This is a genomic window from Thiomonas arsenitoxydans, from assembly GCF_000253115.1.
Lineage (GTDB): Bacteria > Pseudomonadota > Gammaproteobacteria > Burkholderiales > Burkholderiaceae_C > Thiomonas > Thiomonas arsenitoxydans.
In genome coordinates this window covers 580,389-595,433 of record NC_014145.1, presented here as the reverse complement: position 1 = coordinate 595,433, position 15,045 = coordinate 580,389, and the positions used below count along the sequence as shown (strand labels likewise).

The following is a 15,045-nucleotide window of genomic DNA, read 5'->3' as shown; positions in this document are numbered from 1 at the left end:
AACAGGTCTTATTTTAGGGGCCACGTGTCTTTGTCTTGCCCCTTGAGTAAAGCGCCCCATGCCGTGGCATTTTTCGCGCGCTTGGCGCACGTACGCACATCAATGTCGATGACCTCGACCGCTCCATCCGCGCCGACTTTTAGCAGGTTGTACTCCTTGCCTATCCGGGTGCGCAGTTTGGTCAGGTGCTTCCAAAAATCAAGGGTGAGGATAACCACAGCGGTCACCCGTCCATCGTCGAGCAGGACGTCATAGATGTGATGGTTACGGCTTTGGATTTCCTTTTTTGAGCGCGTGCAGTACGACTCGGGGAGTAGGTCGGCCTGGATGGCGCGGCCCAGCAAGGAGGCGACGGAGGTTCGTTCCTCTGCGGATAGGGTCCGTTCGGGGCAAAGGGCCCCAAATTCGTTACGGGTGACGAGACGGCTGGGGACTGCGGCGGTGTGAAGCTCGGGCATGGTGAAGTCCTGTCCAGAGAAGTTGGGACTTCATGTAGGCACCGCGTTTATCTCCGTGGTGCACCCACGCCGATGCCACGAGGTATTGGCCCGGTGCCGACGTGTTGGCAGGCTTCGTGCCGCTGGGTCCATACGCCGGGTCACCCTGCGACGGTGGCGTGTGGAACGGTGATGGCTACACATGGCATCACTTGTCACCAGAGCCGTCGCCATGCACATCAAACACCGCCGAGCCCGCGCCCTTCTCTACCGCTCCGTCTGGGTGCCCAAGGGCTCTGCCGGCAACACGCACGGCTACTCGCGGCAGGTCTATGTAGGCAGCCTGCCGGTGACCACCGAATCCATCCCCGCCGCACTACGCGAGCAGATGTCAGACGACGAGCTCGCCTTCATTGATGCCAAGATTTGCGGGCCCGCGCGGGAAGCTGCGGAACGGCAACGGCTGGAGGATGAGGTGAGGGAGCGCGACCCTGGGTGGCGGCTGGAGGAAGCGCAGCGGCTGGTGCGTGAAGCCGCTGCGCGCAGTGCCGGAATGCCAGTGTCTGCGACCAGGTTAGGGGCTTTGCAGGATGCGCTCTCTGGCGTGAAGACCGACAGCACGGCAATACAGATGCCAACCAATGCCAAAGGGACCGATGACCCCTTGCGGTCGGCATTGGCGGCCGTTCAAGAAGCCGCCCGAGCCGTTGCCGCAGGTCGCTATGGCAAGGCACCGGACGAACAGGTGCGCTCGACAAAGACCTACCGGCTATGGGCCGATTTCTGGGAAGCTACGCAGGGCGAAGGGGAAGCAAGTCTGCTGCGCGCGCTACAGGCAAAGGGCTTTGTCAAGCGCCGTGGACGCTAGACCATGGGGGCAGCGGCTGTTCACGCTGGACGTTTGATTTGATAATGCCCTGACAAATCGAGAGCCCCACCCGTTCCGACAACCATCACCAGGACATTGCTACATGTTGAATTGGCTTGCCATCCTGGCCCTCGCGCTGACCCTCTGCGTGCTGGCACGCGACCTCCGCAAAACCTGGCTGCGCCATGCGTGGTCTCTGCGCAGCGTGCCGCACATCCGGCCGTAACGCAAGGCCGCCACGCATCGCTGCGCTTCTCGGTACACCCCGCCGACCTGCACCACCGCCGCTGGATTGGATGCAAAAAGCCCCCGCAGTACGGGGGCGTGAATGGGCTCAATGACCGCGCGACAGTTTCTATTCTTTCTTCGCCGCGAGCTCTGCCCTTATCGTGCTGATGTGAGCCTGCATCGCGACCACTTCGGTTTGTAGCGCCGCGATGTCCATTTCGGGTAGCAGCTTCTTGCCTTCAGCCTTCTCGTACATCTTGACCAGCGCGTACTTTGACACCATCGAAACGTCGCGGAGTTCCCCGGTCACGAGCGGTCCCCAGGCTGCGTCCTTTGACAGGACTTGAAACGCCGGTTCAATGGTCTGCGGGCCATACAGCCCCGGTTCCATCAGGTCGGCTTGCGTGATGCGTCCAGCCATCATCAAAATACTCATGCGAGGCACGCGCAGATAGGCTGCGCACGCCCGAGCGAAGTCGTCAGAAATCTGATTGACCTGTCGGACCCCGCTCATCAGCAGGTTCAGGTACGGGTAGCTGTAGCCCAGTTCACGACACATCTCCGGAAAGGACTGGCCTCGCTCTGCGGCGCACTGCACGAGAGCAGCAATCAGCAGGCCACCGGGCCGGACGGCGAATGTCTCGCTGACCTCACCGCTCCAGGGAGCGTGAGGCTTATGAGGTGCGGGTTCTGCTACTTGGGGCTCGGCGGGATTGACTTCTGTGCAGGTGGTGAGGTCCTTGGTTTTCCTGGCTTGCTTGACTTTCACATGTGACTCCTGAGGGGTTCTGGAGGGTCGATTTCGACCGCCAGAGGACTGGCCTTTCAGGTGTAGTCACCAGCATCCAAGCGTCGGTGCCTCCAGCTCGCGGATTACTGCTGGCCCAGTCTCTTGACGTTGCGCGTGGATGGTTCCGCATCCATACGCTCTGTGATGCCGCGAAACCACGGTCGCTATAGGAAGCGCACGGATTTGCGTGCACACAGGACATCACCATGGAACACAAGGCAGCACTCCATCCACCGCTCGACGCGTCCGCATACGTCGCCCCGGAGACCCCGGCCGAACGCGTGTTGCGGCTTTACCAGCACCCAGGCGGCCCGCTCATCGGCTGGGTGCTCGACGATGCGGCTCGGCGCCGGCATGACGCCAACCATTTGGCCCACGTCCTCGGCATCAGCCTGGAGGAGCTTGAACGCTGCGAACGCGGTCATGCCTCCAGGCTGGTCAGGGACCGCGCCTTCATGACGAAGGCCGCGCGCTACCTGGCCATTCCTCCGATTACCGCACGGCTACTCGCCGGCGACATCCGGGTCGGCGACTTTGCCACGCGCATCGAGTCACCGACCGACACGATTGAACGGGAATTTGCGCGGATGCTGACGGACCCGAAACTGCGCGCGCTCGTGCCGGACTCCGTCGCGGACCTGACCGACGAGTACAGGCATTACCTGGTGATGGTCTATGGCAAGAATCGGGCGATGGAACTGGCCGAGTTGCCGCTCCTGCCGGACATCCTGCGCTGGTTGCAGCGTGCGGCCATCCAGCATGACGAACATGAAGCCATGGCAGCGCATGCAGCCGGGAAAGACCGGAGCTTGATGGCGTCTTGATTTTTCCTTCTTTTGTTCGCGGGCCTGCGGGCCCGCTTTTTTTGTCTGGGCGCCGGTCGCTACACGAGAGCAGGCCATCCAACCCAGGAGAAAAAATGCCTACGAAGAGAAATTCCATCGGCTTAGGGCTGCTGCTCGACCCGTCGCAGTTCGCCGCCGAACTGACGACGCTGAAGCAAAGGCCCCATTACGACGGCCACGCCCTGTTTATCGAGCTACCGGACCGCGTGGCGCGGCTGTTTGAGAGCAGCCTCGTGCCGACGGGTCAGGGCCTTGCCATTGCGGGCAATGGTGATGGTCTTCTGTGTGCAATCGTCACGCTGCAAGCCGCATCGACGCAAGTCGTGTGCCTCGTGCCGATGCTGAACACGGTCGCAAAGGCCTGGTTGTTCGAAGCGGTTGAAACACGGCGCTCAATGAACATCGCCGTCGCGATTGCCGACAAGCCCCAAGTCATCGTCGTGACGTCCGGGCCGCCCGTCGGAGACCCGGAAAGCGCGCAGTGGGGAGCCATTCGTAAGCGGGTCGATGAAGCGCCGCTTGGGGGTGAGTTCGTGACGCGCACGCTGGAGATGGTCGCATTGTTCAAGCGCCTTGAAGACTCGCCGGAGAGCCTCGTCCCGGGCTTCGAGGTCGGGGAGCGGTGGGCGGTCGCGTGCATGCCTCCGCCCAAGACGCACGACAGTGATGTTGACGTCAGACAAGCTGGGCGGCTGCAGGTGCCAGCGGGTGCTGTGTTGCACTGAGAGCCGGCGGTGGAATCGACCGCTGAGGGTGATGGGGCCCCAGCGTTGGGACTGATGTAATTCTTGGGCGGCCCCGACTTGGGGCCGCTTTTTCATGTTCTCTTTTTACATCGCCCTCAAGGCGTCGCAACGACTCGAAGAACGGCGGCCGTCTTTGCACGCATCGCGTCCACTGGGGAAGCCGAGCGTCGTCGATGCGGCGGGCCTTTCGCATCAGAAACGGATAGCTTCGTTGCGGTGGCCGCTCTCGCTCGCCGACCATCGACTGTCGGCTCAATCGGTTGGCTCGGCGTATCAGCATGGTCGACCTCGTTGACCGAGAATCGAGGAGCATTTGTTTCTCGCAACAGCTTGGCGCTGAGCGCCCCATAAAACTCATCGGGGTGCCAGTATGCCCGGCGACCGATTTTTGTCGGTACAGGCAACTCACCTGCCTCGATGAGCTTGTCAATCCAGCGTAGGGAGCAGCTCAGTGCGGCTGCAGCAGCTTCTTTTGTTACGGCGACAAATGGAGAGATGGACGAAGCCTTTGGAGCAGTCATGGCAGGAGCAGAAGAGGATGAACACTCAGCGTCTAGCAAGGCTGTTTATTCACCGATTCAACTACGTGCTCAAAATCCCTCTTTAGAAATTCTGTGGCAAATCTGTGCCAATTTCAGTGCAATGCAAGTTCTCGCAAGTGCTTGCATATTCCGTTTGCAAGCTCGTAAGATATTGATTTTGTTTAGACACCTGTTTTTGCAACCAGGCCTCATTTGAGAATAGTTCGCGTTCGGGACGTAGAGGCCGGAGGTTCGAATCCTCTCACCCCGACCAGAATCTTCAAGCTGACACGGCCGCCATGATTTCAACATGGCGGCCGTTTTTGTTTTTGAAATCAAGAACTTAGACAGTTCCTGGGCGGGAAGTCGAGGTATCGCACCGAGCGTGTGCAAAATGTGTAAATGTCGTTATTTTGAGAAAAAGCGACAGTTTGCTCCATTTTTGCGCCAATTCACCTTGCGTCGCGTTTCGTGTGCCTGCGTAGAGTTCACTAAGACTGCGCTGGAGCGCCGAAGAATCGGCGACCTAAAGTCAAGTGGCAGTGACTGCGGGGCGGCCTGTTTCAACGCCGTTGATGCTTACACGGGATTCCATCCATTTCTAAGGACTCAGGAATCCCGTCATATCAGATATCTCCAATCGTTCCGCCTACCGTGTCACCGTCGCACGCCACCCCGAGCACGACCGCGTACCGCGACACAACATCGCCCGGCTGGCGTAGCCAGGTACGCACCGTGTTGCGCGACAGCCCCGTACTGCGGGCAATCACCTCGAGCGGATTTGTTCTGGCGGAAATGCATCCGCTGAATCTTGCCAATCATGTCCATGGTGATCACTCCTGCCCCCATGCCTGAAAAAGCAGCAGGGTAGGTGGAACACCCGGGTCAATTTTGCGTCGGCATAACCTTCAAAGGTGGGTCAATTTTCGTTCGGGACGAACATCATTTCAGCGCCTCACTTGCCCGGCGCTGCCGCGTTTTCATCGCTCGGTGGATTTCGCACGATTCCACCCTTTTCGCCATGCGCCGGGTGGCCGCACTGCAATCTCTGCAAAAATCTTCCCGTTGGCCACCCGTCGTGGCTGACTCACGCTCCATTTCCCCTCGCCTCTTATGCCCCGCCGCATTCTCTATCTCTCCGGCACCCGTGCCGACTTCGGACTGATGCGCCAGACCTTGCACGTGGCCGCTGCGCATCCGGGGCTGGAGGTGGCGGTGGCGGTCACGGGCATGCACCTGCACCCCGACTACGGCCACACGGTGGACGACATCGAGGCCAGCGGGCTGCGCATCGCGGCGCGCATTCCCAGTGATGTGGGCGCGCGCGATGGCGCGGGCATGGCGCGGGCGATCAGCCAGACGCTCGCCGGGCTGGCGCAGGTGCTGCAGGCCGAGCGTCCTGATGCGCTGCTGCTGCTGGGCGACCGGGGCGAAAAGCTCGCGGGGGCGATTGCCGCGCTGCATCTGGGCGTGCCGTCCATTCACCTGCACGGCGGCGAGCGCTCGGGCACGGTGGACGAACCGGTGCGCCACGCCATCAGCAAGCTGGCGGCGCTGCATTTCTGCGCCACGGCGCAGTCGCGCGAGCGCCTCATCGCGATGGGCGAAAACCCGCAGCGCGTGCATGTCGTGGGCGCGCCGGGGCTGGACGATCTGTCGGATGCGCGGCAGCTTCCGCGAGAGGCTGCGCTGCATGCCTTGCAGGCGGCACTGGAGCGACAGACTCCCCACCCCAACCCTCCCCACGCGTGGGGAGGGGGCACTGATGTTGCAGTGAGAGGGTTTGCTCCTCCCCCACTTATGGGAGAGGCCGGGAGCGAGAGCCTGCCCGAGCGCCCTTACGCCCTTGTCCTTTTCCACCCCGTAGTGCAAGAGGCGGACGACGCCGCCGCGCAGACCCAGGCGCTGCTCGACGGTCTTCGGGCCGCGGGTGCCGGGTCGGCCTTCAGCGTGGTGTGGCTGGCGCCCAATGCCGACGCGGGTTCGGGCCACATCGAAGCCTTGCTGCGGGCGCAGCAGTGGCCGGGGTTTCACCGCATCACCCATCTGCCGCGCGCCGACTATCTGGCCGCGCTGCACCACGCCGCGGTGCTGGCGGGCAATTCGTCGTCGGGCATCATCGAGGCGGCCAGTCTGGGCACGCGGGTGGTCAACGTCGGCAGCCGCCAGAACCTGCGCGAGCGCAACGCCAACACGGTGGACGTGCCGCCGCAGGCCAGCGCCATCGAGGCCGCCGTGCGGCAGGCGCTGGCGCTCGGGCCTTGGCCGCATCCGGAAGCAAACGTCTATGGTGACGGCCACAGCGCCGCGCGCATCGCGCATCTGCTGGCCACCCTGCCGCTGTCTGGCGATCTGCTGCACAAGGTGAATCGTTATTGAAACCCCTATGTCCCCATCCTCCGAGAAACCTGTCTTGATCGTGTTTGGCGCCGGCGGCCACGGCCGCGTGGCGGCCGACGCGGCGTTGTTGAGCGGCGCCTTTGCACGCGTGGTCGCCTCAGACCGTAACGCGGCCACCTGGGGCAGCGAACTGCTGCCCGGCGTGCCGGTGCTCTCCATCGAGGACGCCAGCGCCCTGCCTGGCCCGCGCGCGGTGCATGTGGCCATCGGCCACAACGCCATACGGCGCGGCGAGGCGGCGCGGCTGGCGTCCATCGGGCCTCTGGCCACCATCGTGCACCCCAGCGCCAGCGTGGCGGCTTCGGCGCGCGTGCAGCCGGGCTGCCTGATCACGGCGCAGTGCGTCGTTGCGCCTATGGCTGAGCTGGGCGTCGGGGTGATCGTCAATCACGGCGCGGTGGTCGATCACGACTGCCGCATTGCCGCCTGGGCACATGTGGCCCCTGGAGTGCGCCTCGGCGGCGCGGTGCAGGTGGGCGAAGCCGCCCTGGTGGGCGCGGGCAGCACGGTGCTGCGCAATCTGCGCGTGGGCGCGGGCGCTACGCTGGGCGCGGGCGCGGTGTTGCTGCAAGACCTGCCCGACGGCGAGTCCTGGGCCGGTGTGCCGGCCCGCCCCCTTCAAGGAGTTTCGGCATGAAGCTCAACACCTTCAACGCCCTTTGTCTGCCCCCCGGCGCCACCTTGCACGAGGCGCTGGCGCGGCTCGATGCCACGGCGCAGGGCATTCTGCTCGTAACCGACGAGCAGGGACGTCTGCTGCGCACCGTGACTGACGGCGATCTGCGCCGCGCCGCGCTGGCCGGGGTGAGCAACGAGGCGCCCTTGTCCGCCCTGCCTGCGCACCCGCCGCACACGGTCGGCCTGCAGGCCAGCCAGCGCGACGTGCTGGCGCTGATGGACGCGCAACGCATCGACCATGTGCCGGTGGTCGACGCAGCCGGGCGCGCGGTCGATCTGGTGACGCGGCGCGAGCTGTCGCAGCGCGTCTATCTGTCGTCGCCGCATCTGGGCGAAGACGAAGTGGCGCTGGTGCAGGAGGCCTTCACCAGCAACTGGATCGCGCCGCTCGGCCCTCATGTGGACGCGTTCGAGCGAGAGCTGGCGGCGCGCGTGGGCGTGCAGCACGCTGCGGCCACGAGTTCGGGCACGGCGGCGCTACATCTGGGCCTGCGCCTGCTGGGCGTGGGGCCGGGCGATGTGGTGCTGTGTTCCAGCCTGACCTTCGTGGCCAGCGCCAACCCCATCAAGCAGCTCGGCGCCACGCCAGTATTCATCGACTCCGAGCCGCAGAGCTGGAATTTGTCGCCGCAGGCTTTGGCCGTTGCGCTGGCGGCGTTGCAGGCAGAAGGCATCACGCCCAAGGCCGCCGTGGTCGTCAACCTTTACGGCCAGAGCGCCGAGATGGACGAGATCGCCCCCTTGCTCGAACGCTATGGCGTGCCCATGCTCGAAGACGCGGCCGAATCGCTCGGCGCGACCTACCGCGACCGCCCCAGCGGCAGCTTCGGCAAGCTGGCGGTGTTTTCGTTCAACGGCAACAAAATCATCACCACCTCGGGCGGCGGCATGCTGGTGAGCAACGACGCCGCGCTGATCGAACACGCCCGCAAGCTCTCCACCCAGGCGCGCGAGCCGGCGCGGCATTACGAGCACATTGAAGACGGCTACAACTACCGCCTGAGCAATGTGCTGGCGGGCATCGGTCGCGGTCAGCTGCGGGTGCTTGAGCAGAGGGTACAGAGCCGCCGCGAGGTGTTCGCGCAGTATCGCGACGCGCTCTCTGCCGTGCCCGGTCTGCGCTGGATGGCCGAGCCCGACGGCCACCAGTCCACCCGCTGGCTGTCGGCCTTCGTGCTGGAGGACGGAGATGGAGAGAGCCCCCAGGCCCGCCGCGATGCGCTGCTCGACTTTCTCGAGCGCCACAACGTCGAAGCCCGGCCGGTGTGGAAGCCCATGCATCTGCAACCCCTGTACGCAGGCTGCCGCTACTTCGCGCATGAGCCCCATCAGGATGTGAGCCGCGCGCTGTTCGAAGGCGGCGTCTGCCTGCCTTCGGGTTCGAACATGAGCGCCGCGCAGCGCGCCCGGGTGTGCGAACTGGTGGCGCGCGGCCTGGAGCTGAGCTGGCGGAGCGCCGCATGAGGTTTTCGACCCGAGCGATCTGGCGGCCCGCGGCGGCCGACGCCCTGCTCGTCGCCCTCACCTGGCTGCTCGCCTTCCTGTTTCGCTTCAGCCTGCTGCGCAATGACGCGCCGGTCAACCTGGCGCAGATTCTGTGGATCAGCACGCCGCTGGCCGCCGTGGTGTGGGTGGCGGCGCTGGCTGGTCTGGGCGTTTACCGCACGCCGTGGCGGCACACCAGCGTGCCCGAGTTCAAGCGGCTGGCCTCGGCCATGATCGTGGCGGCGCTGGCGCTGGCGGCCGTGCTGCTGCTCTTGCGCCTGCCCAATTTCCCGCGCTCCATCGTGCTGCTGCATCCGCTGTTCGCGGGCGCCGCGCTGCTTGGCCTGCGGCTGGGCGCGCGCATTCTGGCCGAAGGACGGCTGACCCGATCGACCGCGCAAGGCAAGCCGCTGCTGGTGCTGGGCACGCTCGACGAGGCCGCGCGCGCGCTGCAAAGCCTGCGCTCCAGCAAGGGCTGGCAGGTGGCCGCCCTCATCAGCCCGAACCGCGGCGAAGTGGGCCGCAGCGTGCAGGGCGTGCGGGTGGCCGGCAGCGTGGACGATCTGGCCCGGGTGGCGCAGGCGCAAGGCGCCAGCCACGCGCTGATCGCCAGCGAGCCCGGCAGCCCGGCGCGCCGCGAGCTGCTGCTGCAAGCCAGCGATGCGCACCTCGCCCTGCTCACCCTGCCGCGCGCCGACGACTGGCTGCAAAGCGGCGTCAGCGGCGGCGGTGGTCAGGCGCCGCGCCAGGTCGAGCTGGCCGACCTGCTGGGGCGCGCCGCGGTGCAGCTCGACGTGCGCGGCCTCTCCAGCCTGCTCGCCGGGCAGGTGGCGCTGGTCACGGGTGCGGGGGGCAGCATCGGCTCGGAGCTGTGCCGCCAGATCGCGCGCTTCGGCGTGCGGCAACTGGTGTGCATCGACTCCTCTGAAATCGCCATCTATGCGCTGGAGCAGGAGTTCAAGGCGCGCTTTCCCGAGCTGGCCGTGCGCTATTACACCGCCAATGTGCGCGAACCCGAGCGGCTGCTCGACCTGTTCAAGCGGCACCGCCCCGCCGTGGTGCTGCACGCCGCGGCCTACAAGCATGTGCCGCTGATGGAAGACGACAACGCCATCGAGGCGCTGCGCACCAATGTGCTGGGCACGCTGGGCGCGGCACGCGCGGCCACGGCCAGCGGCGCGCAGCGCTTCGTGCTCATCTCCACCGACAAGGCGGTGAACCCGACCAATGTGATGGGCGCGAGCAAGCGGCTGGCCGAGCTGGCGCTGCAGGCGCACGCCGCGCAGCACCCCGAAACGCATTGCTGCGCGGTGCGCTTCGGCAATGTGCTGGGATCGAGCGGCAGCGTGGTGCCGCGCTTTGCGGCGCAGATCGCCGCCGGCGGGCCTGTCACCGTGACCCACCCGGAGATCGTGCGCTACTTCATGACCATTCCCGAAGCCGCGCAGCTCGTGCTGCAGGCGGGGCTGATGGGGGAAAGCGGCAACATCTTCGTGCTCGACATGGGCGAGCCGGTGAAGATCGTCGATTTGGCGCGGCTGATGATCCGGCTGTCGAACAAAACCGAGGAAGAAATTCCCATTCACTTCACCGGCTTGCGCCCCGGCGAAAAGCTATTTGAGGAATTGCTGGCCGACGACGAAACCACTCTGCCTACGCCCCACCCCAAACTGCGGGTCGCCCGTCAAGCCGAGCTGGCCCCGCTCGACCTGCCAGCGTTGCAGGCCTGGATCGCCGCCAGCAGCGCAGACTCACCCGCGCAGATCAAAGCCGCGCTGCACGCGCTGGTGCCGGAGTACACCCCGCAGTAGCCGCACGCTGCGTCGCGAGTATCCCTACATTCGCATTGGTTTTCGCTCGGAGGGTCGCAACGACTCCCCTCATCCGCCGCCTTGCTGCAGCGTGTCGAGCGATGATTCCCCTGCGGTTCTGCAGGGTGGTTTCCCCAGCTGCTTCGCTGCAGTGCCACGCGGGATTGCCCTGATCAAGCAGGCCATGCCGTTGCCGTACAACGACAACAAAGGTGTCCCTGATGATGCAAACCTTCCGACAGGACTGGCTGTCCAACATTCGCAACGATCTGCTCTCGGGCGTCGTGGTGGCGCTTGCGCTGATCCCCGAAGCCATTGCCTTTTCCATCATTGCCGGGGTCGATCCCAAGGTGGGACTGTACGCAGCCTTCAGCATGGCCACGGTTATCGCCTTCGCTGGAGGGCGGCCCGGCATGATTTCCGCCGCCACCGGCGCCATGGCGCTGGTGATGGTGTCTCTGGTGAAAGAACACGGGCTGCAGTACATGCTGGCCGCCACGCTGCTGACGGGCGTGCTGCAGATGATCATCGGCTGGGCGGGCTTTGACAGGCTCATGCGCTTTGTCTCGCGTTCGGTGATCACGGGCTTTGCCAACGCGCTGGCGATTCTCATTTTTCTGGCGCAACTGCCCGAGCTGATCCGCGTGCCCTGGGCCGTCTATCCGCTGGTAGCGGCCGGGCTGGCCATCATCTATCTGTTGCCCAGAATCACCCGCGTGGTGCCTTCGCCGCTGGTGGCCATCGTGGTGCTGACCATCGTGACTGCGGCTTTCGGCATCCATGTGCCCACCGTGGGCGACAAGGGTCAGCTCCCGGACAGCCTGCCCGTGTTTCTCATGCCCGATGTGCCGCTGAATTTCGAGACCCTGCGCATCATCTTTCCGGTGTCGCTGGCCATGGCCGTGGTCGGGCTGCTGGAATCGATGATGACCGCCACGCTGATCGACGACTTCACCGACACCTCCAGCAACAAGCGCCGTGAATGCGTGGGCCAGGGCGTGGCCAATATCGCCACCGGTTTTCTCGGCGGCATGGCGGGTTGCGCCATGATCGGCCAGTCGGTCATCAACGTGAAGTCGGGCGGCCGCGGGCGACTTTCCACGCTGACGGCGGGCGTCGTGCTGCTGGTCATGGTGGTGTTCCTCGGCGATTGGGTGGCGCGCATTCCCATGGCGGCGCTGGTCGCGGTGATGATCATGGTGTCCATCGGCACCTTCAACTGGGGTTCGATCCGCAATCTGCGCGAGCATCCCAAGAGTTCGAGCGTGGTCATGCTGGCCACCGTGGCCGTGGTCGTCGCCACCGACAATCTGGCGCTGGGCGTGCTGACCGGCGTGCTGCTGTCGGGTTTCTTTTTCGCCCACAAGGTCGGCAGCATCCTGCGTGTGAGCTCGCGGGCCGATGCCGAAGGCCGCAGCCGCACCTACACCGTGACCGGGCAGGTGTTCTTCGCCTCGGCAGACGCTTTCATCTCCCGCTTCGACTTCAAGGAGGTGATCGACAAGGTTCACATCGACGTCAGCCGCGCGCATTTCTGGGACATCACGGCCATCAGCGCGCTGGACAAGGTGATCCTCAAATTCCGTCGCGAAGCCACCGAGGTCGAGGTCACGGGGCTCAACGAAGCCAGCGCCACGCTGGTAGACAAGTTCGCGGTCCACGACGAGGACGGCGCCGAAGATCTGTTGATGAGCCATTGAGGAGCCGACCATGCCAGACCACAACAAAGTCACGGCCTGCGTGGATCATTCCCGCTTCGCCGACTACGTCACCGACTACGGCGTCTGGGCGGCGCAACGCATGGACACGCTGCTCGACCTGCTTCATGTGCTGGATCGCCATCCCGAAACCGCAGCCTCCAGCAGCGACCACAGCGGCGCCATCGGCCTGGGCGCGCAGGACGATCTGCTGCAGGAACTGGCCGAGAGCGAACGCCAGACGCTGTTGAGCGCACGCGAGCGCGGCCGCACACTGCTCGCCCGGCTGCGCCAGCGCGCGCTCGATGCGGGAGCCGCCGAGGTGGATATTCGTCAGCGCCTGGGCGAGCTCACGCAGACGCTGGTCGAGCAGGCACCCGCCATCGGCCTGCTGGTTCTGGGGCGGCGCGGCGCATCGGCAGAGCGGTCGGGGCGCGACATCGGCCGTCACGTCGAAACCATCGTGCGCGCCCTGCACATCCCCATCCTGACCGTGACCGATGCGTTCACGCCACCGCAGCGCGTGCTCATTGCCTACGACGGCGGCAGCATGACCCGCCGTGCGGTGGAATGGGTCGGAGCGCAACCCTTGCTTGCCGGGCTGGACATCACCGTGTGCATGGCCAGCACCCCTTCAGCGCAAACCGAAAAAGCGCTCGACTGGGCGCGGCAAACTCTGCAATCGCGCGGCATGACGGCGCAGGCACTCGCCCGGGCGGGCGACCCAGAAAGCGTGATTTCCGCCGTGCTCAAAGAGCAGAACATCGATTTGCTCATCATGGGCGCCTACTCCCATTCACCGGTGCGCAAACTGCTGCTGGGCAGCAAGACCGCCGACCTGCTGCGCGCCTCGACCATACCCACTCTGTTGCTGCGCTGACCCACCGCACGCGGGCCTGTGGTGCAATGCACGGCTTCACGTCTAGACCCCGTTGCCCATGTCCACCCCCCCCATCCTGCTGGCTGAACACCTGCGCAAGCGCTACACCGAAGGGCCGCAGGCCGTCGATGTGCTCAAGGACGTGAACCTGCGCCTCGACGGCGGTCAGACCCTGGCCATCATCGGCGCCTCGGGTTCGGGCAAGAGCACGCTCATGCACCTGCTGGGCGGGCTCGACCGGGCCGATGGCGGCCGTGTGCAGGTCTGCGGGAGCGACTGGGCGCAGATGAGCCCCAAGGCACAGGGGGCATGGCGCAACCAGCATGTCGGCTTCGTGTACCAGTTTCACCACCTTCTGATGGAATTCAGCGCGCTCGACAACGTGGCCATGCCGCTGCGCATTCGCCGCACAACGGCTGAAGCTGCGCATGCCGTCGCGGCGCAGATGTTGCAGAGCATGGGCCTGGGCGCGCGGCTGCAGCACCGCCCTGGCGAGCTCTCAGGCGGCGAACGCCAGCGCGTGGCCATTGCCCGCGCGCTGGTCACGCAGCCACAGCTCGTGCTTGCCGACGAGCCCACGGGCAATCTCGACAGCGAAGCCTCGGCGGTGGCGCTGGACATGCTTCTCGACGTGGCGCTGGCGCAGGGCGACGCCGTCATCATCGTCACTCACGACGCCACGGTGGCCGCGCGCTGCCAGCGCCAGCTTCGGCTGGTGAACGGTGCGCTGCAGGACGCCTGAGAAAGTTCGGGCTCGCACCTGCGGCCGCCCGCACCGATCCACTACGATTGTCGGATTCGTTTTTTCCTCACACCCGCAGTCGTCCTGTTTGTCCATGTCCCGTTCCAAAGCCACCTTGTTTGAACTTCGCAGCGGCGCCATCGACGCTGTGCATCTGGTGGTGAAAACGCCCGACTTCGCCGCTCTGGCCGAAGCGCTGCAGCAGCGCTTCGACGCCGCACCCGAGTTTTTCTCGGGCGAGGCCGTAGCCATCGATCTGCGCCGCCTGGCCGAAGACGCCACCCTGCCGCTGGACGAGCTCGCCGCGCTGCTTCGCCGCTTCAAAATGCGCCCCTTCGGCGTGGTGGCGCAAGCCGCGCAACAAACCTGGGCCGGGGCCAGCGATCTGCCCCTGCTCGACAGCCGCGACGTCGCCCGAGACCCGCGCAAACCTGCCGAGAGCGCCGAACCCATCGAAGCCGCCACTGCACCCGCAACGACACCCGCCGATGCGGCGCCCGGCGCCGAACCCCAAGCCGCGGCGCAGCCTTCCGTCCCTGCCGCAACACCCGCCCAAGAACCCGCCCCAGCAACGCTGCTCACGGTGCTCATCGACCGCCCGCTGCGCTCGGGTCAGCGCATCTATTCCCCCGGCGACCTCATCGTCCAGGGCGTGGTCAGCCACGGCGCCGAAGTCATGGCCGAAGGGCATGTGCATATCTACGGCGCGCTGCGCGGCCGGGCGCTGGCCGGGGCGCGCGGCAACACCGCGGCGCGGATTTTCTGCACCAGCTTCGAGCCGGAGCTGGTCGCCATTGCCGGCATCTACCGCACCGCCGAACAAGACTTTCCCGCCGGAGTGCGCGGCAAGCCGACCACCGTGCGGCTGCAGGGAGAACAATTGCTGATCGAACCGTTGGCACTCAAATAATTCAGAA

General features: G+C 65.3%; 15 protein-coding genes. 13 read left to right on the top strand and 2 right to left on the bottom strand.

Translation table 11 applies throughout. The annotated features are described in order from the left end of the window. Positions 1–8 precede the first annotated feature (8 nt). Positions 9–458 carry a hypothetical protein gene (locus tag THI_RS02735; RefSeq protein WP_013104696.1) on the bottom strand — a complete coding sequence of 150 codons (450 nt, stop codon included), beginning with the start codon at positions 456–458 and terminating at the stop codon, positions 9–11. Positions 459–669: 211 nt separating this feature from the next. On the opposite strand from THI_RS02735, the gene THI_RS02730 reads away from it, so the two are divergent. Next, positions 670–1,305 (top strand): hypothetical protein, encoded by a 636-nt coding sequence (locus THI_RS02730; protein ID WP_013104695.1) that lies wholly within the window; start codon positions 670–672, stop codon positions 1,303–1,305. A 103-nt stretch (positions 1,306–1,408) separates the two neighbouring features. Then, positions 1,409–1,531, top strand: coding sequence for a hypothetical protein (locus tag THI_RS19470; RefSeq protein WP_255356518.1), 123 nt, complete (start codon positions 1,409–1,411; stop codon positions 1,529–1,531). A 129-nt stretch (positions 1,532–1,660) separates the two neighbouring features. Here the strand turns inward: THI_RS19470 and THI_RS18010 are convergent, their stop codons facing one another. After that, on the bottom strand, positions 1,661–2,302 hold the full coding sequence (locus tag THI_RS18010; RefSeq protein ID WP_013104693.1) for a hypothetical protein: 642 nt from the start codon (positions 2,300–2,302) through the stop codon (positions 1,661–1,663). A gap of 227 nt (positions 2,303–2,529) precedes the next feature. Between THI_RS18010 and THI_RS02720 the strand changes: the two genes are divergently transcribed. From THI_RS02720 to minC, 11 genes are all read left to right on the top strand, one after another. Continuing rightward, a complete protein-coding gene (locus THI_RS02720) occupies positions 2,530–3,147 on the top strand; it encodes a hypothetical protein (protein WP_013104692.1) in 618 nt (205 codons plus the stop codon). Positions 3,148–3,242: 95 nt separating this feature from the next. Continuing rightward, positions 3,243–3,893, top strand: a complete 651-nt coding sequence (locus tag THI_RS02715; protein WP_013104691.1) for a hypothetical protein — start codon at positions 3,243–3,245, stop codon at positions 3,891–3,893. Positions 3,894–4,331: 438 nt separating this feature from the next. Continuing rightward, the gene (locus tag THI_RS18715; protein ID WP_013104690.1) at positions 4,332–4,652 is read left to right on the top strand and encodes a hypothetical protein; all 321 of its coding nucleotides are present in this window, start codon (positions 4,332–4,334) and stop codon (positions 4,650–4,652) included. Between the two features lie 896 nt (positions 4,653–5,548). Beyond that, entirely contained in the window at positions 5,549–6,814 is a 1,266-nt protein-coding gene (locus tag THI_RS02705; RefSeq protein WP_013104688.1) for a UDP-N-acetylglucosamine 2-epimerase, read from the top strand. 7 nt (positions 6,815–6,821) lie between these two features. After that, positions 6,822–7,472: a NeuD/PglB/VioB family sugar acetyltransferase gene (locus tag THI_RS02700; protein ID WP_041608874.1), complete on the top strand. Its 651-nt coding sequence runs from the start codon at positions 6,822–6,824 to the stop codon at positions 7,470–7,472. Then, positions 7,469–8,977, top strand: coding sequence for an aminotransferase class I/II-fold pyridoxal phosphate-dependent enzyme (locus THI_RS02695; RefSeq protein WP_013104686.1), 1,509 nt, complete (start codon positions 7,469–7,471; stop codon positions 8,975–8,977). The genes THI_RS02700 and THI_RS02695 overlap by 4 nt, the downstream gene beginning before the upstream one ends. Next, on the top strand, positions 8,974–10,809 hold the full coding sequence (locus THI_RS02690; RefSeq protein WP_013104685.1) for a polysaccharide biosynthesis protein: 1,836 nt from the start codon (positions 8,974–8,976) through the stop codon (positions 10,807–10,809). Before THI_RS02695 ends, THI_RS02690 begins: the two co-directional genes overlap by 4 nt. A 221-nt stretch (positions 10,810–11,030) precedes the next feature. Further along, on the top strand, positions 11,031–12,509 hold the full coding sequence (locus THI_RS02685; protein ID WP_013104684.1) for a SulP family inorganic anion transporter: 1,479 nt from the start codon (positions 11,031–11,033) through the stop codon (positions 12,507–12,509). Positions 12,510–12,519: 10 nt separating this feature from the next. Next, entirely contained in the window at positions 12,520–13,386 is an 867-nt protein-coding gene (locus tag THI_RS02680; RefSeq protein WP_013104683.1) for a universal stress protein, read from the top strand. Positions 13,387–13,444: 58 nt separating this feature from the next. Next, positions 13,445–14,128, top strand: a complete 684-nt coding sequence (locus tag THI_RS02675; RefSeq protein WP_013104682.1) for an ABC transporter ATP-binding protein — start codon at positions 13,445–13,447, stop codon at positions 14,126–14,128. Between the two features lie 94 nt (positions 14,129–14,222). After that, on the top strand, positions 14,223–15,038 hold the full coding sequence (gene minC, locus THI_RS02670) for a septum site-determining protein MinC (protein WP_013104681.1): 816 nt from the start codon (positions 14,223–14,225) through the stop codon (positions 15,036–15,038). Positions 15,039–15,045 lie beyond the last annotated feature (7 nt).